The organism is Paenibacillus glycanilyticus, from assembly GCF_023715145.1.
GTDB lineage: Bacteria > Bacillota > Bacilli > Paenibacillales > Paenibacillaceae > Pristimantibacillus > Pristimantibacillus glycanilyticus_A.
Genome location: NZ_JAMBNP010000008.1, coordinates 92,732 through 115,389 on the forward strand (window position 1 = coordinate 92,732; position 22,658 = coordinate 115,389).

The following is a 22,658-nucleotide window of genomic DNA, read 5'->3' on the forward strand; positions in this document are numbered from 1 at the left end:
CATCCAGTACAAGGGAAACAAAAACGTGCACCCGACGGCTACCCAAAACACCCGACTTAATACTTTCAGAAGACTCCCCCCTCGCTTAAAACTCTAGTTTTTCCCTGGCTACGTACCTTTGGATGACAAAGGAGATCAATAGGCATTCCAGAATAAAGATAACGGCGATTGCGGTGCCTTTGCCGAACTCGGAAGTATCGAATGCCGTATAATACATCTGGTAGATGACCGTCCTCGATGTGTCGCCCGGGCCTCCCGCCGTCATGACTCGCACATGCGAATAGAAAGCCATCGAGCCTAACGTAGACAGAATAAGTACGTATTTGATGACATTCTGCAGCAAGGGGATCGTAATTCGCAAGCTAACCTGCACAAAGTTGGCGCCGTCGATCAAGGCCGCTTCATAGTAGCTTTTGGGAATGGTCTTGATTCCCGTATAAAACAGCATCGCGTTGAGACCAATATATTGCCACAGAAATGTCAGCCCGATGCTGGGCATGACCGTTTTCTTTTCCGTCAACCACGAATGCGTCCAGGAGCTCAGACCAAGCGAATCGAGTATGCTGTTAAACAATCCCCAATTCGGTTCGTAGAATGCCAGCCAGATCTGGGCAACCACCGTGACCGACAAGATCGCGGGGAACATCGCCGCCGTCTTGAAGAATCGACGAAACCTTGGGGTTTGGGCATCCATAAAAAGCGATAGCATCATGGATAGAGGCAGCCCAAGCAATAAGGAGATGGCTACAATAAGATACGTATTTTTATGTGCGGTCCAAAACGACGGCGAAGCCATCACGTCCATGTAATTATCCAATCCGACAAAACCCAAATTTTGAAACCCGTCATGCTTATGCAAGCTCATCCAGATCTCCGGCAGCAAGGGGTATACGCAGAATACGGTAAATAGCAGCAAGGCCGGGGCAGCAAACACAAATATGGAAATTTTGGTGCTAAAGTACTTGTTCATCGCTCTCTCCACCGTTTATTTTGTGTCTAAATCCCCCCGGGTTCAGCCGAAGGGGATTTAGCGTTATCGCCTCTTTTTTTACTCTTTAAACCACGTATTCTCGGCCCAAATCTTGTTCATCGCGGCATTGAAATCTTCGGCAGCGTATTCGCCCGTCAATAGGTTCGCTCCTTGCGTAGACACTTCGGCAGAGGTTCTCGCATCTATCGAATTAAGAGCAAAGGACGCGATTTTATTAGGAATCGGATTATACCAATCCACGAACTTCTGCATGAGCGGGCTTCTGTTATTTGCTTGATTGCCGGTCTGCAAGGATATTGGCGCTCCCGTAGTTTCAAAGTATAGCGCATCCGCCATGGCCAGGAATTCGGCAAGCTTGACGGCTTCTTCCGGGTGCTCGGTTTTGCCGTTTACCGCATAGCCGTTAACCGGTGAACCCCAGAACTGTACGGTCTGCGCAGGATCATACTTGTCGCTCGCGCTTGGGAACGGGAAGAAATCAACCGTTTCGTCTTTTGCCAGATTCGGCAGCTCCCATGTAAACATCATTAGCATTGCCGCCTTTTTGGACGTAAACATCTCCATCGCCGGACCGTAATCCAAGTTGGCAATGCCGTCTGGAAACACGCCTTCCTTGACCATCGTCTCTATGCGGGCCGCTCCTTCCTTGACGGATGGATTGGCAAAGTCCGTTTTGTTGCTGACGAGGTCCGCCATCGCCTGCGGGTCCCCGATTTGAATCATTTGCTGCAGCATGAAGAGCTTCGGCCCCCATCCGTCCTTGCCTGGAGTCACGGCCGGAACCATGCCCTTGCTCTTAAGCGTCTTCGAGATTTGAATCAGCTCATCAAAGGTGGTAGGCACTTTAACTCCCGCTTCCTCAAACATGTCTTTATGGTAGAAGATAACGGGGGTGAAATACGTGTCGGCTCCGGAGGATAAGCTGTAAATTCCGTTATCGACATGCTTTAGCGCATCCGGCACCGCATATTTGTCTATAAAGCCGTCTTTGGAAATATAAGGCGTCAGATCCAGAATGCTGCCCGTGTTCTTCAGCGGGGTAAAGTAGCCCGCATCGCTCCAGAATACGTCGGGCATATCCCCGGATGAATTCAAAGTCTTCAATTTGTTTGCCATATCCTCGCCGCCGCCGCCTGGTTCAAACTCCACTTCAAGATTGGGAAGCGCTGCGGCAATGTTAGGCTTGATGAATTTTTCCATGATGTTATTGCGGTTCTCGTCCGTCGTAATCGTTATGACTCTCATTTTGATTTTTTTGCCGTCCGGCGCCGCAGTCTCCTTATTATCTTCCGTGCTTGCTGCCGAGGGCGACGGATTGTTGGACGGCTTGCTGGCATTTGTGTTGTTCCCGCTGCCGCATGCCGATGAAACCAGTAGTGTACTTGCCATAAGGATCATGGCCGCTGCCTTTGTCTTCGTTACCATTGTTTTACCTCCCCTATTTGTCGAAACGGATATCGGTTAATTCTTGCCGTTGTAAGCGGTACCAACCTTAACCTTGAGCTAATTTTACGAATCTTTCTACATTTCGTACAGAGAGTATTCTCGGGCCGGCAGTAAAATTATCGGCAAAAAAATAGACGATAGAGGTAAAGTTTTCACTTTCCTCGAACGCCTGCACGGAAGTATAGACTATCGGATTTGATTCACGTATTTGCTAGGCGTGATTCCCATCTGCTTTTTGAAGCATTTGCTGAAATAGTTGGCGTCCGCGTATCCCACCTTGTTCGCTACGCTTTGGATAACCTTCTCTCCTTGATCAAACAGCTCTTTTGCTTTCATGATCCGTACTTCCGTCAGGTAGTCGTTGATCGTAGAGGTCGTTTCCTTTTTGAACACGAAGCAAAGATGATTGTAATTCATATGAACGCTTCTCGCGATATCTTCGATTCGCAATTCCTCATTGCCGTAGTGCCTCGAAATGTACGTTTTAACCTCCTCTATGACTTTGACGGCTCTATTGGTTTTGCGGCTATGCACATGATCCATGGCTCTCAGAATCGTAGTACGTATCCAGTCCTCCAGCTCGCTGATGGTTTTCATCCGCTGAACGTGCTGGATCATATCGGGCTGCGTCGTATCTCGGAAGACATCCTCGAAGCTTTGCGATCCTTCGGCCAAAAATTCAAGGCAGGTGGATACGATTTCGATTCCCGCGAGAAGCAGCATTTCCATGGAAGCCTTTTGAACGCGGGCATCTTGAAAAAAACGAGAGAGCCACTCTTCCGTCTCGGACAAATTTCCGACTCTCATGAACATCAGCAAGCCGCTTCTTTTTTCCACCGAGAACAATCCGGCTTTTATCTCGGTTTCCGCCAGCAAGGAATGTACGAACACCTTGTTGCCGCCCCATACAAACCGATTCTTCAAGGCAATTAACGCTTCTTTGTATGACGCCGAGATAGACCTGAACGATTCGCGGCCATTCCCTAAACCAATCGTTACCGTACTCGCCAAGTCGTTCTGTATGTTTAATCGAATCCGTTCGCAGATCGTTTCGAGGCCGTTGAAATCTCCTTCAGGCGATCCGATGATCAGAACTAGACGCGCGTCTTGATCGTGACAGCAAGCGCACGGAAACCAGCTTTGCATATGGCGTTGAGCAATCTCTTGCATCTTGGCTTGGCGTATCGGCATACTACTGTCCTCGTAATTCCGATCCTCGCTTGGATCCAGATCAACGACAACCGCCCGATAATGCATGCCTTCCAGCTTTATTCCCATTTCTCTTAGTTGATCCCGTTCAGATTCAGAGGTATCTTGGCCGCTGCCGCGCAGCCAGCCGTTCAGAACCTGCTCCTTCCTGACGGACAAGCCTTCGCTTGCCTGCTTTCTTAAATCGTCCAACTCAAGCTCGCCCCTGCGCTCCGTTCGTATCAGCTCCTTCATAGCCAGCAAGGAGCCTTGGAGCTCTTCTTCGTTAATGGGTTTCAGCACGTAATTAAAGACGCCAAGCTGCACGGCCTGTCTGGCATACGCGAATTCGCTGTGTCCCGATAACACTAGGAATTTTGTTTTCCCGCCAATTTCCTTGGCCTTATGTATAAATTCCAAACCGTCCATGATCGGCATATTCATATCGACCAATACGACATCCGGCTCCACCTCGGGCATCAGCTCCAGCGCTTCCGCCCCGTTTTTGGCTTCCCCCGCGATTTGAAAGCCCAGCTCACTCCATGGCAGCGAAATCTTCAAGGCTTGCCTGAAGTAATATTCGTCATCGACGATAAGCACTTTGTACATGTTCTTTCCTCCAGTTCTATTGATGACGAAGAGGCAGAATGATGATAATTTTCGTGTAAACGCCGTATTCGCTTTCAACTTGCAGTCCGTATCTGTCTCCGTACAGCATTCGGATCCGATTGGATACGCTTCTGATCCCGAAACCGCCGGCTTCATCGGGAGCGCCGGATCCTGCCATGATCGCCTGGGTTTGATTCTTCTGCATGCCAGCCCCGTTATCGTAAATTTCGATTTCCACCGTGTTGCCGCTACGCCTTCCGGTAATGCGAATGATGCCTTTTTCCGTTTTGAGCTTCAACCCGTGATAGATGGCATTCTCCACGATGGGCTGCAGGGTCAGCTTCGGTATGGAATAATTCAATATTTCATCGTCGATTTCCATCGTATAAGCCATGTATTCCACGTAACGCAGCTGCTGAATTTCCAAATAGCTTTCCGTTAAACGCATCTCTTCGCCGATGGATATAATATCGCTGCCTTTGCTTAACGAGATCTTATAGAAATTAGCCATGTATTGGGCCGCCGTTATGGCCTGCTTTCCCAACCCCAGCTTAATGAGCGAAATAATCGTTTCCACCGTATTGTACAAAAAGTGAGGTTTCACTTGCGATTGCAGCAATTTAAACTCGATCTCGGCCTTTGTCCTTTGTTTCTCGACGTTCTCGGCAATAAGCCCTTCAATGCGATCCATTAAATTATTGAAGCCCTCGCTTAAATATCCGATCTCGTCCGTTGATTGGTACGAGCTTCTGACTTGCATCTTCCCGGTCCGGATTTCTCTCATTGTCTTGGCAAGCCGGAAGATGGGGCGGGTAATCGATCGCGACAATAGGAAGGAGACCATTAATGCCAGCAGCAAGCACGCTGCGCCGATCCCGATTATCAATTGATTGATTTCCTTTCGCTCCGAAGTAATTTCACCCATGGGGATAGCGCTTACAATCGTCCAATTGAGCGGTTCGAAGCGGTGGGTGAGTATCAGCATTTCCTGACTTCCGCTGCCTTGCGTGAAGCTTGCGTCTTTACCGTCTTCGGGGATGCTTATGGAGGCGGCTTCCTTGAAATTCCGGTATAACATCGCTTTATTCTGCGCGGAAATAACTCTCCCGTCAGAATCGATGATATAAAATTCACCGCCCTTATTTTTCCCTTCCTCGTAAATGGAAGCGATGGTCGTTTCTTTCACGTACAAAAAAATTCGGCCGATCGTTTTCCCGGTATCCTTGTGAATAACCGTTTTGGAAACCGCAAATACGTTGTCTTCCCCTTCGTATAAGAATCTGAACTTGATCAAGCCTGTCCAAATGGGCAAATAAGTCCGGTCATCTGCCCCGTAACCGTAACCGAATACACGTGAAGCGTAGGCGTTGTCCGCAAATCCAACATCCACCCAATGTTGATTGGAGGTAAGGATGCTGACCGCTTTGATTTTGGTGTTGGGCTCCACAATGTTGCTGATCGTCTCCGATAAGGTTTTATTCATCGAAAGGTGATTTAAGCCTTCAACCGGCTTGACTGCATAGGGTTCGTTATTTATTAAGTAATCGTAATAGAGGGCGTTCTGCAATCGGTAATCGCTGGCCAGAATTTTGGAATAGTCTTCAATGGAGGATAGCAAGGTTTGAAGATTGTTTTTGATGAGCACAAGCTCCCGGGACGAGTTATTTGTTGCTTTCTCAATAATGGCCTTCTGCGAAATCGTGTTGGCAAAGATCGATTGGGTGGAAATAAATACGACAATGATTAAAATATTCGATATGAATATTTTATTTTTAATGGAAATCCCGCCTATATACTTCGAGAAACCCTTCATCTCGCGATTACTTCCTTTCTCTTTAATAAGACAAGAATGATTGTGAAACAAGCATGATGTAAAAAGTTGTGGAGTGCGTAGAAATAACGCATAACAAGTAGATATTTGTGTGGGGATGTACTATTAAGAATAGCATGAAATATTTGCAAGTCACGATTTATTTAGGTAAAAAAGGACAGCGCAGGAATGTATTCCGCCGCCGTCCTTCGAATACTATTCAATACCATGCACCTGTTACTGAACAAAACCGAAGCCCAGTATCGTAAACCGCTTGTTCTCCTGTCCTGCCGCCATTTTGATTTCCACCGCATGCTCTCTTGCCTCAAGCTCCCGGTACAAAATAACGGCATGGCAGCGCGTCCACCGGACGGCGTGAGCTTCCGCCAATCTCGCAAGCTTTCCGTCAACCCAGACCTCCGCGTTTCCGAAATCATCGCCTCCGGAATTTTTATAGATAAGGAGCAGGCTTTTGCTATGAATCTTCATCATGAAGCTCTCGCTGCCGCTTTCCGGTGTACGCATCCAATTGAAAGGAAACTGTGGCGTGCCATATGGATGGTCATCCACTTCCGCGAACTGCAGATCAGTATCGGCCTCATGAAAGCTCCCTTCCGTGATCCCGGCCAGCTCCCGATTATGATTCCGGTCCAGCAGTCGAACATTAACGAAATCATTGCCGAACACGGGAGGCTTATTAAGGTTTATATCCACTTGCTTTATTTCGTCGCGGTCGGTTTCCGAGAAAAGCCAGCTTAAACAATCGGCCATGATGGTGTGCCCCGCATTGGTCGGATGATAAATATCGCTGAAAAATGACTCTTTGGCAATGACTTGGCCTTCTTCCGGAGACTTGTAAAACTGTTCTGTCACCGCATCCTTCACGCTGACCATAGGCAGCCCGTAATGCTTGCCGACAAGAGAAAGACGGTCCTGCAAATTCCAATCGTTCTCAAACACGCTGAACAGCAGAACAACGGCCGGTTCGCTGCCCGAGGCAAGAGCTTTCAATACGAGGCTCTCGTAACAAACGCCTTTCGTCTCATCATCGGCGTCGTTGACAGCGAACTCGATGACTACAATATCCGGCTGAGCCGCGCCGTCTCGGCAAACATCTCGGTCATATCGAATCATCCCCAGCTCGGAAGGCGTGCCTCCAACTCCCGCCTTGATGAAGCGGATATGATCGCCGCCGTTTATTCCGAATCTTTCTTTGAAGGCTTCATACGTGCGGTAAGCGTAACAGCCCGTGTGAAGGGGATCCGCTCCCGCCCCATGCGTGATGGAGCCGCCGATGAAGGCAAGCGTAACATCGTCGCCTTTCTTGGCTTTGGCAATAGCTGCTTTGAGTCTTTTATTGTTGCCTTTGTCTAGCAGCGACCTAGCAATCATCTCTCTATAATTCTCCGAGTAATAATCAACGGTCCCAACGGTCGCCTTTATTTTCTCCTTCATGCTTATTCCCTCCCGTTACGTTATTTAAGCTTTGACGGATCCACAATTGCCCAAAATGCCGGCTTTGCCTGGAGCTGCTTGTCGAATAGAAGCGGAGCTTCCGTTCGCGCGATCGGAAAGGTGCTGAGCCAGGTATGACTATCCGCAATTCCCCAGAATACAACGGCGCTGACAAGTCCTTTGTTTGACCGGAGCGCTTCGAACAATTCCTTGAAACGTTCAGCTTGCTTCCGTAAAATCTCTTCCGGCACTTGATCACCGTAGTCGGTTCGATCGTTCCAGTTGTAGATGCTCATATCAAGCTCGGTAATCTGGTTGTCCAGCCCCAGCTCCTTGAACATCTTCATGGAATCCACAATATTCAAAATGGACGGGCTATAAATGCTGATGTGGGTCTGATGGCCAACGCCGTCAATGGGAACGCCTTTATCCAACATCTCTTTCACCAACTCATACAGGCGGTCCCGCTTTCTGGGATCATCCGTCCCATAGTCGTTGATATACAGCTTAATTCCCGGCCCTCCTGCTTCCCGCGCGGCGCGGAAGGCTGTTGCGATATAGTCCGTCCCCGTGATTTTATACCAGCTGCTGTTTCGCATGCCGTCTGGATCTGCCGGCTCGATGACTTCGTTGACGACATCCCAATAAGTAATGTCATCCTTGTACCGCCCGACGACGGCCCGGATATGAGCATCCAGACGGCCGAGCAGTAGCATCTTGTTTGCTTCCCGCTTCTTGGCATCCGTCTCGTCTGTCATCGGCTTCCCGTCAGCGTCCAAAAAGAACCAGTCCGGTACCTGACTGTGCCATACGAGCGTATGGAAGCGGACAGCCATGCGGCTCGATTTGGCGAAAGCAACGATGCGATCGGCCTGGTCCCAATTGAATTGTCCCTCTGCGGGTTGAATGGAAGCAGGCTTCATCGCATTTTCCGCGACGATCATATTGACATGCTTCTTCATGAGATCGGCCGGCAATCCGCCCGTTTGGTCCGGCTCAAGCGCAGCTCCGATTGCAAAGTCTTCCTTGTACGAATCCGCCAGCGACGGTATATCCGTTTGTACCGAAGGCGATGCGGCTTGCTCCGCGGAATGGGCGGGAGCTTCGGCAGTCCCTGCCGGTTGTTCGGCTTTGCTCAATACAAGCATCAGAACGACCGCTGCCAGAACGGTTACGGAAAATATAATCGTAGAACTCTTTCGATAGGGATGCATATTCAACCTGCTTTCTATTGAAATGAGAAAACCTCTACCCTCACCGCGGATAGAGGCAGCTCTTATCGCCTTGATAACAATCTATTACCCGACAAGTCCCGTTCGCTCAATGCTTTCGACGAAGTATCTCTGCACGAACAGATACAAAATAATAAGAGGAAGAATCGCCAGCAGAATCCCCGTATCCTGCACCATGCTCAAATAGAACGGATCCTTCGCGGAGGCGTCGTTGCCGAGAATAATAGAAAGGTTGTAAGGCAAGGAAGCCAGCTGCGTTGACATGACATTGCTCGAGGTCAGATAAGTTGTCGTAAAGAAGCTGTCGTTCCACTGCCAGACAAAAGAGAACAGCAATACCGTAATAATGGATGGAACCGCGTTCGGCAGCATAATCCGCAGGAACGTCTGACCAACGCTTGCCCCGTCCATATAAGCGGCTTCCTCCACCTCCCGCGGTATTCCGCGGAAGAACTGGCGGAAAATAAAGATATATAATCCGGCCTTTAAGGAATTCGCCGTAATGGACGTGAGGATAAACGGCCAATACGAATTTAATAGATTAACGGATTTTCCCGTAATAAGAGGGATCAAGCCCATCAGAGTAAAATCCTTCAGATTCAGGTACATCGGAATCAGGATCGTTGTCGGCGGTACCATAATGGTCAGAATGACGCCCGCAAACAGCAGGTTGCTCCCTTTGAATTTCAGTCTTGCAAAGGCATATCCCGCAAGCGCGCAGGAAATGGCGGTCAGGATCGTCGTTGTCGCCGACAAAGTAAACGTATTAAGCAGCGTTTTCCAGTAATCCATAATGGATATGGCGTTCTTAAAGTTTTCAAGGGAATAATGCTCCGGTATCCAAACGACAATCGGCGAATAGAGATCGGTTTTTGCTTTTATCGCGGTAGATATCTTCTGAATAATCGGAAATAGGATAACAAATGATAGTCCGGCTATCAGGACAAGTCTAACAAAAGACCAAAGCCAGCGCTTCCAGCTTTCAACCGATAACAATCGGGCTAGGATCAACGGATTCACCCGCTTTCTATTCTTGGTAGAAGACCTTCTTCGAAACGATATACGAGCTAATAAGCAGGATGAGCATGATCGATACAAAATAAAGCCAAGCCATGGCCGAGCTTAGTCCAAAATCGAAATTGGTAAAGCCCGTCTCTTTGATCAAATCCGTCATCTCGTTTCTCGAGAAAGAATCGATAATGGTATAGATCATATTGACGAGAATAAGCGGGCTGACCATCGGGAAGGTAATCTTCCAGAAAGCCTCGTAGCCCGTCGCCCCTTCCATCTTGGAGGCTTCGTACAGCTGCGGGGAAATCGTCTGTATCCCGGCCAGGAAGATCAGAATCTGCACGCCGGATTGACTGACGATCTGGTAGATTCGTTCCACAGCGCCAGTCAAATAGTTCACGATGCTTTCGCTCACGCCCGCGGCCTCCATGAGACCCGCCAACTCATAGGCTCCCAGCGCATGAATGGCGCCGCCGGAGCCCTGGTTCTGATCGTTAACCGCTTGAACCAGACTGGAGGTCTCCAGCGTCATGATTACCCCCGAAGCCAGAATAACGGGCAGGAAGAAGATCGAGCGGGCAATCGAGCGGCCGATAAACTTCTGATTCAGGAGAACCGCCAGGAACAAGCTAAAAATCACGATTAGCGGGACGTTAACGACCATGTCGATGATGGACTCCGTCAAGGTACGGTTAAAGCTCGTATTTACGGTTAACGCGTTGATATAGTTTTCAAAGCCGATATAGCTGGTTTTGATGCCCGATGAATTCGCTTCAATCTTGCTTAGGCTATACCGGAACGAATTAATCAAGGGAGTAACAAAGAAAAAGATAAACCCAAGCAGCCAAGGCAGCACAAACAGAAATCCCAGCAGCGCCTTTTGCTCCGCATACGTACGGTGCTTCATGCCGAGCTTTATTATCGGTTTCAAAATGGTCCACCACCTGTCACGTAGCTCTCGGCCTCAATCGTCCTGCCGTCCGCATTTACTTGAGAGCCGTTATAGTTGACAATGACATACATGCCATTGCCGTATACCGTCTTATACACGCCGGCCTGCAGCTTCTCGTGACCGGTAATCGGCTCGTTCCGGACGTTCTTCAGCACCTTGTTAATTTCCTGATACATGCTTGCCGCCTTATCCATCCACAGCTTATAGTTCACGGCGTACAATTCGTTATGATCCGTGTCCTTGATCGCGTAGTTCGGTTCATAGATCCATTCGAAATAAACGTTGGCGCCATATTCCAGAGATTTCAGAACGTACTGCTTCTCATTCGTATAATTCGACAGATTGTAAGGCGCACCCGTATACTCCACGTTGCCGCGAACAACCATTTGATAGAACGGGATTTCTTCATCCTCCAGCTTAAAGCCGCTGTTGCCCATCGGCGCGTTCGTAATGTCCGATAGATAGGCTAGAGCGTAGGCGTTGCCGCCGTTGCCCATTACCTGATAGCTTTGCAGCTTACCAAGAGCCGCTTCGGAGATCTGCTCGGATTCCGTCCGATCGATTTGATTATGCTTCCGGTAATCGCTGTTCAACTGATCCGCGAGATCCCGCACCGAAATGCCCTGTACGTCGTATTTGCCGAGACCCTTCAAAGCCGAATCCACATAGCTTTCGACAAGCCGCGGCGATACGATATAAGACGGCGATTTGGAGATGTCGCGCCGGTTTAAAGCCAGATCTACAGGATACTGTACCGCCGGATCCCCTCTAAGCGTTCTGGATGCGGACTTGGATTCGTTAAAATCGGAGCCGGTGTTGGCCGTCAGCACGGCTACATCCGGAAATAGGGTGACGCCGCTCGCGGCAGCAAACGATACGAACTCTTTCAGCCCTTTGCTTCCGCCAATCTCGTCGTCAACGGAAATCGTGCGGGGTACTTTATGATCAAGCCCGCCGTTAAACCAGCCCGCGTACTTCAGCTTAATATGATGAACATCCAGCTGGTTCATTTGATTCACGATATCCTTTGCCTCGCTGAAGGTCGTTAAGGGTTCAAGAGCCCTGTAAGGGATGCCGATGAAATGCTTCCTGTCGGAAATACTGCCATCCAGCTGCAGATAGAAAGGTATATCATCCTTCTCCGAACCCTTATGCCGAGCGGGAAGAGCTTTGTTTTGCATCAAATACTCCCGGTAATAATTCGCCATTCCCTGATAGCTGGCATCTTCTCCGCTTAGGAAGGCATACCGGACTACGAAATCGGACTTCATCGGATTTTCCTGGAACTTGGGAAGCGATCGCTGCTGGCCGTTCGCATCCAGCGTCACCTGGCCTTTATTGATGACATTAAAGCTGGGATAAACGTAATTATAGCTGTTCAATCGGCCGCTGATGTCCGCGTTAATCGTCGCAACGGATTCCCCTTGCTCAATAACGCCGAGGAATGCGCTGTTCCCTCTAAGAATGCCGAATACCGGAAGCCGAACCGCCTCTTCCCTTGCGGCATCCTCCGTTCTTGCCATCGTATTGTCCTGCCCGTAGACAACCTGCTGATAGGACGGGTAGCGGGTCTTCCCGCTGTTGAAGGTAATCAATGCACCGGAGCCGTCCGGAACCAGCATCGATCCTTTCTCTTCCGTTCCGCCAGCTCCGAAGAAATTAAGGAAGGATACGCTGTTGACCGGATACTCTTCGGGATACTGAATATCTGCCACGGGAACCGAAGCAACAAGACTGCTGCCGTCGAGGGTGTACGCAATGGCTGCTGTAAAAATTCTCGGCGCGGTTTTCTCCTGGGAGAAATGCAGCTCCTCCATATCCTCCTTAAGGTCTTCCTCCGTATAACCGGCCGCTTCGATGGCTTTTAATGCCCGGTCCAGCTGAAGCCCGTTTAACGCGCTGTCGTTTCTTTCGTAAGCCGTCTTTTCCTTGTTTTCTTTGTAAGCGATTTTTAATGCGCGCTGCCCGGTTTTGTCCAGCTTTTTGCTTAATGCCTCAAACCGCGCCGTGCCGATCATCTTGGGCATGTCCTCGAGCGTCTTTTCCACCTTGCCGAATTGATAAGTCACGCGCAGCCCATTAGGAAGCTTCTCCATATGGATCTGTTTGTTCATCACGCTGTCCGTATAGGAATTAATCGAATTCAGCTGTCCGAAGCTGTTATAGAAATCCAGCTTGATCTGGGACGACAGCAAATCCTTGTTCACGCCTGCGGCAATGGGATCCTCGCTGCCGTCCGGAGGATTGCTGCGCCAAATATCCCCGCTTTTCTTGTCTAGTACGGCAATTGCGCCGGTCTGTTCATCCGCGAATAAACGAAGCAGCTCATTCTCCGCTACCCCTTTCATATCCGTTAGGCGGGAGTCCGAGAAGGACGCGCTTAAGGCTTTGCCCTTCGCGAATGCCGTCATCGCTTGTTCGGCTTCATCCGTCTGCTTGCCTGCTAGGGAATCCGAGCATCCGGCAAGCATCATCGCAACCAGACAGCACCCGGTCAGCAGGCTTATTCTTGTCTTATTCATATTAAGAGCCTCCTCCCTAACGCCTGAGCACGATTTCTTGGTGTATGACCTGTACGAAAGCAACCATCTGCTGTATTAAACTAAAGAACAATAAACATAAGAACGCCATAAAAGCCATTGCCGCAACGGTGAGAAGAATCGTCCCGATCGTCTTTGACGGCGAATATTGCTGCACGGTCATATTGCCGACAAACAGGAGATACGCACACCACATGACGGAAACGCTGTTAAAAAAATGATAGAAGGACGCTTCTTCGAGCGAAATCAGGTTGCTCAGACCGATCCAAGGCAGCTGAATAATGAGCAGAGGCACCAGGGCAAAGCAGGTCGAGGTAAAGATATCGACAAATTTGCCCTCCCCGTCCATCAGAGTGGTCAGCGACCAGTTGGCAATGCACCAGAACAGGACGGGCACAACCACGTACAAGCATTCCATGAAACTGTTGATACTGTCCGGATATACGATGCGGACGACGAATCCGCTGTATTGCGTCTGCGTGATTTTCATCACGATCAGCAGAAACAAAATGGAGAAGGAGATGATCAAATTCAGCTTCCGGCTGCGCTCATACTTTAACTCCCAGAAGCCGTTAAACGGGTGAAAAATGAGATACAGCGGATATTTATACAGCTCTCTGCTTAATGAAGGCAACCTTTTTCCCTCCTCTCCGTTTCCGGTATTTGCCGACTCCGAACCAACAGATAATAAGCAGCACCATTCCCGTCATAATGCCCGGGAAGTACTCTCGCAGCACTTCCTTCCGATAGAGCAGGAACGCCTTGGAATACCCCTTCTGGTCCATGCTTTTCTTGAAATATTTCATGGCCTCGCGATAATCGCCCTGCCGCAGCAGCGCTTTGCCTATGCCCGCATAGGCAAATTCCAGATTGGCATTCATGCTGATCGTTTCTTGATACAGCTCATAAGCTTTATTCTCATCGCCATTGTAATAGGCTCTTACCGCCTCATTAAGCGTGCGGCCGTATTCGGTGGTCTCAAATACCGTGATTTCGCCGAGCGCTTTATCCAGAACAAGGAATTCATCGCCAAGCCGCTCTATGGCAACTGGCGTATTAAACTGTCCCATTTGATTGCCAAGCCCGCCAAACACGTACAGCAAATGGCCGTCTCCGTCATAAGTGAAGACCCGGCCGCGCTTGCCGTCGAGGATGGAATACATCTCGCTGTCGCCTACGTCAATGTCGATCAGCCGTGACGGACCGGTCGCGCTCATGTAGCGGATATCGCCTTCCGGGGCGAAATAGCCGTTCCTCCGCAAAATATCATTGCCCTGGGCATTCAGCTTTTTGACATTTCCGCTGTCTTGGCCATTCGTGGCGTAGATAAAGCCCTCTTGATCGATGTCCAGATTCGTGAACTCGGTAGGCGTGAACATCACCATCTGGCTTCGCTGCGCTTTGGTCGACAGCATCTTCCATAAGTAATCGGTGGGATTAAAGGATACCCGGTTCGCCCCGACAAACGAGGTAAAGGTGCCATCGGGACTAAACTCCATAAACCCGTCGTAAACTCCGGCCGACATAACGTATATCCGCTGCGCTTTATCGACGACGACGCGGACCGGCTGAAAATCGAATTTCTCGGAGAGCAAATCGGATTTGGGAGCATCGATTACCTTTACCAGCTTGTTATTCCGATCCAGCTGAACGATCCGTTTATTGCCGGTGTCCGCTACCACAAGCTCCTTGCTGTCCGTGACGAACAGTCCCTGCGGATTGTTGAACGTCTCCTCTTTCCCGTCGCGCGCAAACGAACGGATCGTTTGCACAGGCTGCAGCTTCTCGTCAAGCACAACAATGCGGTTATGTCCGGAATCGAGAACGTATATTTGCTTGTCTCCCGTTACGTGGAAATCGCCTGGTTCTTTAAAAGCGCCGGCCCCCGTGCTTTCGCCGTTCCACAAGCCGTTAGCCTGGTAAGCGGCCGGCGCAGCGGTCGTTAACCCCCAATACGAATAATTGTAGGATTCCGCGCCATCCGCGGCCATTACCTTATTGCCCCCTGCGCTTAAGCCCAACAGAAAGGACAGGGCAAGGAGCAGGCTTAATTTCTTCTGTATTTTCATCAAGCAGGACTCCCTTCTACTCTTTCATCCCTGAGGTTGCCATCGTCTGAATGACACTGCTCTGAGAGATGATAAAGAGAGTAATTGGAACAACCATCAGAATAAGCGCAACGGCGGCGCCAACCCCTGCCCTCGCAATTCCCCCAAGCGCGATTTGACCAAGCGCATAGTGAAGAGTCTTCAGGTTCTCGCTGTAAATAAAGTTGCCCCCGTCAGAGCCCCACAGCATCGGAAATTGCAGAATCATAAGAGTCAGCCAGGCCGGCTTTACGTTAGGCATCACGATCTGCCAATAGATCCGGTATTCGCTGGCCCCGTCGATCTTGGCCGCCTCCACCAGCGCATCGGGAATCTGTTCCATGAACTGCTTCATCAGGAATAGCCCCAGCGGAAAAGCGAGGGATGGAATAATAATCGATAAATGCGTATTAATCCAGCCGAGCCAGGACATGACCATGTAGTTCGGAATCGCCGTAACCGTACCGGAGAACATCAGGGACAAGACCACTGCCGAAAATACGATCTGGGAGCCCGGAAATTTATGTTTGGCCAGCGGATAAGCCGCGGCGGACGCAAAAAGTATATGCCCAAAGGTTCCCACCAGCGTAATAACCAGCGTATTTGAAATATACCGGGACAGCGGGACCCAGGAATTTCCCATTAGGGCAAACAGGTCAAAGAAGTTATCCATCGTCGGATTATTGACCATAATCCGCGGCGGAAAGATAAACAGCTCATCAAGCGGTTTAAAGGCATTATTGATGGCATATACGAGCGGTATAGCCATAAACAAGCCAAAAACGGCAAGGAGCAGGAATAACAGGAAGCTGACGGTAAACGAACGATTAAGCTTTTTCTGCATGCGGAAGGCTGCTGTCCAACTGTTCAACTCACTCACCGACCTTTCTAAGAAGCTTCTGGGTCAGCTTGTTAGCCCCCACCATGATCAGGAACAATACGGTGGCAATCGCGGAAGCATAGCCCATTTCAAAGCGGATGGTGCCGTAATCCATCAGATGCGTAACGATGGTATGAGCGGCATAGTTCACGCTTGGGAAACCGGCTAACGCAATTGAAACATCCGCGACGGCAAAGGAAGCCGTAATTTGCAGGACCGCGCCGAATAACAACTGAGGTCTCATCGACGGAAGCGTAATGAACCACAGCTCCTGCCACCGGTTGCGTATGCCGTCCACGGTCCCCGCTTCTACCAATGACTTATCGATGGTCTGAAGTCCTGCTATAAAGGCCAGAAAGCTGGTACCCAGACTGAGCCATAACTGCACGATAATGACGATGGTCAGAATATAATTTTCATTCGTCAGCCACTGGATCGGCTCCAATATAAATCCGAATTTAATCAGGAATCCGTTCAAATAGCCGTAACGGTCGCCGGAAAATACAATCAGCCAAATGAAATACACATTTCCCGAAATCGACGGCGCGTAAAAGATCAAGGTCATGACCGCCCGGACTTTTGGAGACAGTTCGTTAATAATCCAGGCAAACAAGAAGCAGGCGAAATAACTGACGGGCCCCGTGATTACGGCGAACATAAAGGTATTGCGCAAAGCAATCATAAACACGTCGTCATTCAGAAACAGCCTGGAATAATTGTCCCATCCCACGAATCTCGGAAATTCAAGCATATTGAAATAGAAGAAGCTGAGACAGATCGAAAAGACGACCGGAATAATCGTAAATAAGGTAAAAATAATCAAATACGGACTCATCAAAACATAATAATGCTTGCTTCGTTTGATCTCATTGAACGTTTGAGACCATTTGGATACCTTGACCGGCTGACGGATGAGATCAGGCGCGGGAACGGGTACGGATACGGTATGATTGGTTTCAGGCATTGGATTTCACCCCCAGGCTAGTTTGGCAATTTGAATTCTTTTCGTTTTATCGCGATTTCGTCATTGATATACAAGATATAATCCGATAACGCTTCGCGAGGATTCTCATTGCCGTTCACGACTTTACGGAAAGCGTTATCCAAATGGCGCCCCGTGAAATAGCCGCCCGGAATTTGCGGTATGCCCTTGACCCATTGCCACTGGGTATCCAGATTTTGATAATCCTTCACCGGCCATGGCAGCTCTTCCAGCGCTTCGATATTTGCCGTCGGGTAACGCGCGGCTTCACCAAGCAGCCCCTCCATCTCGCGTCCGAACGCAATTTGCGTATCCTTGCTGGTCCACCATTTCATAAACGCCCATGAAGCGTCTTTATCCTTCGCATTCTCCAGCATCATCACCGCGGTTGTATGGCTGGCGACCGCATGATTCACCTCGCCGCCTGGCATTTCCGTTCCGGGTACCACCGTGAAATCCCACAGTCCCTTGATTTCGGGAGCCATAACCGTCAAATTGTTGTAGGTCGTGTAATCCGCAATGCCGATAGGCATTTCGCCGGTACGGAACCGGTTCGGAAAATCCGCCTTTAGCGGGAATTTATAATTGGTATAAAACTGCGTCCATTTCTTGAAAACCTCCATTGAAATGTCGGAGTCAAGGGCGCTCTTCTTATCGTCATCCGTATAAAACTTTCCGTTGTTCTGGTAGAGCATCATGGAGTAGGTGGCATTCGGAATAAGAGTCGCGTTGTTCGTTACGTCGTCGATCGGCAGGAAAAACTCCATATTATGCTTTTGCAGCACGGAAATCATGTTATAGACGTCCTGCCAAGTTTGAGGTGGCTTTAATCCGATCTCCTCCAGCACGTCCTTCCTGTAGAACAGCATCGGAAAGGTCTGCTGCTCCGGCAGGGCGTAAATCCCGCTTCCGAATTCGTAAGGTACCAGCGCGCTCTCGTTGAACCTCGAGGCCACTTCCTTGAAATCGGAAAACCCGGTTAAATCCGCCGCCGCTTTCCTCATCGCATAATTGACCGGCACGTCCTCTCCAATTTGCATGGCCACATCAGGTCCTTCGTCGGCCAAGGTTGCGGGAAGCAAGATATTGCCCGGAACAAGCCTCAGCTTGACGGAAATATTGGATTCCGGCGTAAAGCTTTCATCAATCAGGCTTTTTAATACTTGTGCCTGGTCTCTGCCGGTCGTAATCCACACCGTAATCGATTTATCGCTTTGCTTCGTATTGCCAATGCTGTCATAGTCTTCCGTATACGAAGCGAGGAGACCTCCAAGCTCATGCTTGACCTTTTGCCCAAACGTTGCGCGAGCTCTTGGCAGCTCTGCGTCCGGCGAGGATACAATCAAATAATCCAAGGTCAGTGGCTGAACGCGCACGTTCAAAATCCATGTGCCAAGTCCGCCAACATTGGTTTTAAAGGCGGTCAGCCGTTTGGCCACCGTTTCCGGCTTGGCAGCCATTTCTTCAAGCTGGTTCACCATGGTATGAAGCACCGCGACCTTATCGCTTTGTTCGCCTGTGGACTGTTCAAGATAATCGGCCACGCTTTTTATCGTAGCGGCTTGCGTTTTGAATACCTCCGTCATCTCCGGAATCCTCTTCTCGAGCTGATAATCGCGATAGGGATCTGGCGAATTAGAAGTGATGATCAGTATCTTCCTGTATATTTCATTAAGCTGCAGGACGCTGGATTCAATCGTCTGTAGCAGCGGAGCGATCTCGCCTAGGGATACGGACAGACGAAGCGTATGCTTGCCTTTGGTTAAATGGAATAAATAGGGCTCCGTTCCGCCCATCACGTCCATTTTCCAATCCATACCGAAATTAAACGGAATCTGCTTCATTTCCTTAAACGGATATTCGCCGTCAATCATAAGACTGCGCGTGCTGTACACGCCTCGGAGCTGATCCTGTTTTCTTTTTAATGCGATTTGATACAATCCGTCTTCCTTCACATCCACTTCCCACTCCAGCCACTGCCCAGGCAGCTTCCAGTTCACGCCGCCAATGGCGTTAATCCTGATCTTCGACACATGATAAGGCATAACCGCAGGGCTTGATTTGTCGGATAGCGGATAAAGCGTAGGGGACGATTTAAGCGCAGCGTCCTCAGCCTGAATCAGGAGAGATTGATTCTTGGCAGGCTTCAGGCCTTCCGCTTCATATTCCTTCTTGACGTCCTCATAGGACTTGACCGTCTTCTCCTGGTACAGCTCGATATAGTCGATTGCCATCGGCTCCCGCGAAGCCGCAAGCGTAAGCTTCTGCATGCCTTGGTCAAAATGAAACAAATAGGGCTCCTCGTAATAGCCTTCGCTGTCCATAAATGGCTTTAGCTGCCACGCCGGCTTCTCAACCTGTCTTGGACGCAGATCATTGCCCCGGTCGTCCCGCTTGATTGCGGCATCGCGGTTGCCCCATAACCGGTCAAACAGCAAATCCTCGGCCCCCGTAAAAGGCAGCGCGCCATTTATGAATAGCTTGCGTTCAATAGCGGAGCTTTTGCCCTCAATCGGGTAGTAATGAATTCGGAGATTATACAAGCCCGCTTGGTCCACGGGAACATCCCAGCTGATGGAACCCGCGTCCGGTGTAATGACCGCCTTCCCCTCCAAGCCCTCCGGACGATCGGCTACTTCAAAGCCTTCGCCCACGGTATCCGCGAAGCTCTCGCCTTCGATCCGGATGATCTTGGATGGTCTGTCATCATCCATGTAACCCTTCAGATAATCGTTATAGCCGCCTTTATTGTCGGAATCGGTAATGGCCTGAAACCCGCCCATCGCCTGAGCGCGTCCGTTATTCGGCTGACCCGAAGGGTAGAACGCCCAGATGGACAAAAAAAATACGAGCACAACCAGTATGGCAATTCCGTAGCGCTTTCTTCTTTTGTTGCTCAACTCTTCTCCCCTCCTGCGGCAAGAGATTTCGCTTTCAGCAACAGTCCCCATTATGAGCGTTCAAATGGGGACCGCCCTTGAGCTTCAATTGTTACTTCTTATAAACCTCGTCGATAGCGGACTGAGCCTGCGCTTTATAGGTGTCAATCACGGTAGATACCGAATTGCCCGCGGTCAGCTCGCCGATCATTTCGTAGTAAGGGAATTTCGGGAACGTAGCGCTGTCAAGCACCAGCATGCCCGCGCCTGCGTCACGCGCGTTTTGGATATCGTTCTCGTCCGTGAAGTTGCTCTCAAGCATCGCTTGATCCGCATAATCGTAGATGGAGTCGATGTCGTTGATTTTTTCCCAGATATAGATGAGCTGATCCGGATTCTCAACGCTCTTCGGAATGGTCAAGGCCTGGAATGCGGCTTCCGACGAATGGTACGCGGTTGCGCTAGGGCCTTTAGGGAACGGAACAAAGCCGATATCGTAATCCTTCATATCCGTTTTCAAGCCGCCGATCTCATACATGGCTCCGGCATACATGAGCGTATTGCCTTGGCGGAAAAATTGTCCCGGTTCCGTCCAGTCTCCGCCCTCCGTTGGACGAGCCACCTTCTCGGTTGCCAGCTTGGACAAGAAGTTAAATACCTCGACGGTTTTTGGATCATCGAGATTTTGCTTATCTTCAGTGGTCAGACTCGCTTCATTGGAGACCAGAGCGGGATCCATAAAGCCGGCCGACGCAAGTCCCCACGTATCCAGCTTGCCGTCGTTGTTGGTATCCTTGTTTGCTTCCTTGGCTACCTGCGCAAAGGTTTCCCAGTTCCAGTTATCCTCGCTTACATATTCCTGAGGAGATTTGATGCCAAGCTTGCTCAGCAGGGTGCGGTTATAGAAAATGCCGGTAATCAAATTGCCTTGACCCTCTGAAAAGGCGTAACCGCGGCCATTATAAGACATGAATTCGGAAGCCTTCGGATTGAACACCTTTGTGTTTTTCGTGTATTCGTCAACCGGCCATAAAAGATCCTGTTGGACCAAAGCCGGAATCGTATAGTTTTTGCCCAATCTCACGATATCGCCAATTGGTTCGCCCGCAAGCAAGGAGGCAACGACTTTTTGCTGGTATTCGCCGTAATCGATCGCGACGTATTCCATTTTGAAGTTGTGCTTCTTTTCAAGCTCCTCCAGGTTCTTTTTGCGCTCGATATTGTCCGGATTATCCTCTCCGATGGTCATGTCCCACCAGGATACGACCTTGATCGTTCTGCCTCCCATGTCGAAATCCATCTCCGGTGAAGAGGCATCCTCTTCGGCATTGCCCGCATTGTTGGATGCTGCCGCATTGCTCGCAGCTGCGTTGTTGCTTGCGGGAGCATCGGTACTTCCGCCATTACCATTACCGTTTCCGTTGCCGTTACTGTTGCCGCTGCCGCCGCTGCATGCCGTTAAAGAAGCAGCTAACATCAATGTCGAAAGCATCATAACCGTCTTTCTCACTCGCACATTGGTCCCCCCTAAATTGGTTTACAGGGAAAAGTGTAGCGCTTACATTTCTGCCCAACAACCTGCCTCTAAATAGGTCAATGACCTGTCAATTTATAGGTTTCCAGGAATGACGCGGTCTCTCGGACGACCGGTTGGCCAAGAAGTAAACAAATGGATGATCGATAAAGAATTGCACATTGTCACCCGTCGTGATAATGAACAATAATAAAAACCATGAATCGTCAGAGACAATCCCACAGAAAGCGAGGTACGATTTTATGTATAGAGCTTTGCTTGTTCATTCTGACAATGACTCGAGAGAAGAAATCAGACTTATGATTCCATGGGAGCAGTGTGGCTTCGTGTTTCGTGCCGATGCGGTCTCTGACGACGAAGTTATTCTGAATAACTATAATGCCGACCTTATTCTGATAGATCTCAAACATTCGCAAGCCAGCGGAATGAAGCTATGCGAACGCATCCGGACGCATAGCCGGATCCCTATTATTCTATTGCGAGGCAGCCATGATTTCGAGCTGCTTCGGCAAGCGATAGCCTTTCAAGTAAGCGATTACATTCTGAATCCGGTGCGGCCGGAGGTTCTGGGAGCAAGCATGAATAAGGTGAAGGAAGAGCTTGATGCCCGCCCCCTTCACCTGCAGCCGTTCACGTTTCGCTATGAAAAGAAAAAGCATCATAACCCGCCGATTATTGATCTCGTCAAGCAATACGTCCAAGAGCATCTCCATCAAAACATTACGCTCAAAAAAATATCCGGCATGCTGCATTTTAACTGCGCTTATCTTGGCCAGAAATTTAAAGAGCAGGAAAATATGTCATTTAACGAATACCTGCTCCAGCAGCGGATGGAGAAAGCCAAGCTTCTTCTGGAGAAGACGGATATGAGAATCTATGAGATTGCCAATGAAGTCGGCTATACCGAAATCGACTGGTTCTATAAAAAGTTCAAGGAGTACACCGGCGCCAGCGCCAATGAATACCGCAAGCAAAGCTCGGTCGTTGCGCTCCTTATCGACTGAGTTTAGGTAAGCGCTTGCAATGCGAAGAAAGGAACCCTTCTAACACTAGAAGGGTTCC

16 protein-coding genes are annotated in these 22,658 nt (G+C 49.6%); 1 reads left to right on the top strand and 15 read right to left on the bottom strand.

Annotation, left to right across the window (positions count from 1 at the left end; all coding sequences use genetic code 11):
• Positions 1–85 precede the first annotated feature (85 nt).
• From M3194_RS21075 to M3194_RS21145, 15 genes are all read right to left on the bottom strand, one after another.
• Positions 86–970 (bottom strand): carbohydrate ABC transporter permease, encoded by an 885-nt coding sequence (locus tag M3194_RS21075; protein ID WP_251656055.1) that lies wholly within the window; start codon positions 968–970, stop codon positions 86–88.
• A gap of 78 nt (positions 971–1,048) precedes the next feature.
• Positions 1,049–2,416, bottom strand: a complete 1,368-nt coding sequence (locus M3194_RS21080; protein ID WP_251656056.1) for an ABC transporter substrate-binding protein — start codon at positions 2,414–2,416, stop codon at positions 1,049–1,051.
• A 207-nt stretch (positions 2,417–2,623) separates the two neighbouring features.
• Positions 2,624–4,234 (bottom strand): response regulator, encoded by a 1,611-nt coding sequence (locus M3194_RS21085; RefSeq protein WP_251656057.1) that lies wholly within the window; start codon positions 4,232–4,234, stop codon positions 2,624–2,626.
• A 16-nt stretch (positions 4,235–4,250) separates the two neighbouring features.
• Positions 4,251–6,047: a cache domain-containing sensor histidine kinase gene (locus M3194_RS21090; protein WP_251656058.1), complete on the bottom strand. Its 1,797-nt coding sequence runs from the start codon at positions 6,045–6,047 to the stop codon at positions 4,251–4,253.
• Positions 6,048–6,281: 234 nt separating this feature from the next.
• Positions 6,282–7,499: an SGNH/GDSL hydrolase family protein gene (locus M3194_RS21095; RefSeq protein WP_311291548.1), complete on the bottom strand. Its 1,218-nt coding sequence runs from the start codon at positions 7,497–7,499 to the stop codon at positions 6,282–6,284.
• 20 nt (positions 7,500–7,519) lie between these two features.
• Positions 7,520–8,713 (bottom strand): endo-1,4-beta-xylanase, encoded by a 1,194-nt coding sequence (locus tag M3194_RS21100; protein ID WP_251656059.1) that lies wholly within the window; start codon positions 8,711–8,713, stop codon positions 7,520–7,522.
• An 84-nt stretch (positions 8,714–8,797) separates the two neighbouring features.
• Complete coding sequence (locus tag M3194_RS21105) at positions 8,798–9,742, bottom strand: carbohydrate ABC transporter permease (protein ID WP_251656211.1); 945 nt, start codon at positions 9,740–9,742, stop codon at positions 8,798–8,800.
• A gap of 16 nt (positions 9,743–9,758) precedes the next feature.
• Complete coding sequence (locus M3194_RS21110; RefSeq protein ID WP_251656060.1) at positions 9,759–10,673, bottom strand: carbohydrate ABC transporter permease; 915 nt, start codon at positions 10,671–10,673, stop codon at positions 9,759–9,761.
• The gene (locus M3194_RS21115; RefSeq protein WP_251656061.1) at positions 10,670–13,216 is read right to left on the bottom strand and encodes a DUF5696 domain-containing protein; all 2,547 of its coding nucleotides are present in this window, start codon (positions 13,214–13,216) and stop codon (positions 10,670–10,672) included. The genes M3194_RS21110 and M3194_RS21115 overlap by 4 nt, the downstream gene beginning before the upstream one ends.
• Before the next feature lie 16 nt (positions 13,217–13,232).
• Positions 13,233–13,868: a YIP1 family protein gene (locus M3194_RS21120; RefSeq protein ID WP_251656062.1), complete on the bottom strand. Its 636-nt coding sequence runs from the start codon at positions 13,866–13,868 to the stop codon at positions 13,233–13,235.
• Entirely contained in the window at positions 13,840–15,303 is a 1,464-nt protein-coding gene (locus tag M3194_RS21125; RefSeq protein ID WP_251656063.1) for a hypothetical protein, read from the bottom strand. The genes M3194_RS21120 and M3194_RS21125 overlap by 29 nt, the downstream gene beginning before the upstream one ends.
• A 16-nt stretch (positions 15,304–15,319) precedes the next feature.
• Positions 15,320–16,165, bottom strand: coding sequence for a carbohydrate ABC transporter permease (locus M3194_RS21130; RefSeq protein ID WP_251656064.1), 846 nt, complete (start codon positions 16,163–16,165; stop codon positions 15,320–15,322).
• Between the two features lie 28 nt (positions 16,166–16,193).
• The gene (locus tag M3194_RS21135; RefSeq protein WP_251656065.1) at positions 16,194–17,165 is read right to left on the bottom strand and encodes a carbohydrate ABC transporter permease; all 972 of its coding nucleotides are present in this window, start codon (positions 17,163–17,165) and stop codon (positions 16,194–16,196) included.
• 17 nt (positions 17,166–17,182) lie between these two features.
• Positions 17,183–20,083 carry an extracellular solute-binding protein gene (locus M3194_RS21140; protein WP_251656066.1) on the bottom strand — a complete coding sequence of 967 codons (2,901 nt, stop codon included), beginning with the start codon at positions 20,081–20,083 and terminating at the stop codon, positions 17,183–17,185.
• Positions 20,084–20,174: 91 nt separating this feature from the next.
• Positions 20,175–21,578, bottom strand: a complete 1,404-nt coding sequence (locus M3194_RS21145; protein ID WP_251656067.1) for an extracellular solute-binding protein — start codon at positions 21,576–21,578, stop codon at positions 20,175–20,177.
• Positions 21,579–21,838: 260 nt separating this feature from the next.
• Between M3194_RS21145 and M3194_RS21150 the strand changes: the two genes are divergently transcribed.
• Positions 21,839–22,600 (top strand): response regulator transcription factor, encoded by a 762-nt coding sequence (locus M3194_RS21150; protein ID WP_285889429.1) that lies wholly within the window; start codon positions 21,839–21,841, stop codon positions 22,598–22,600.
• Positions 22,601–22,658: the final 58 nt, after the last annotated feature.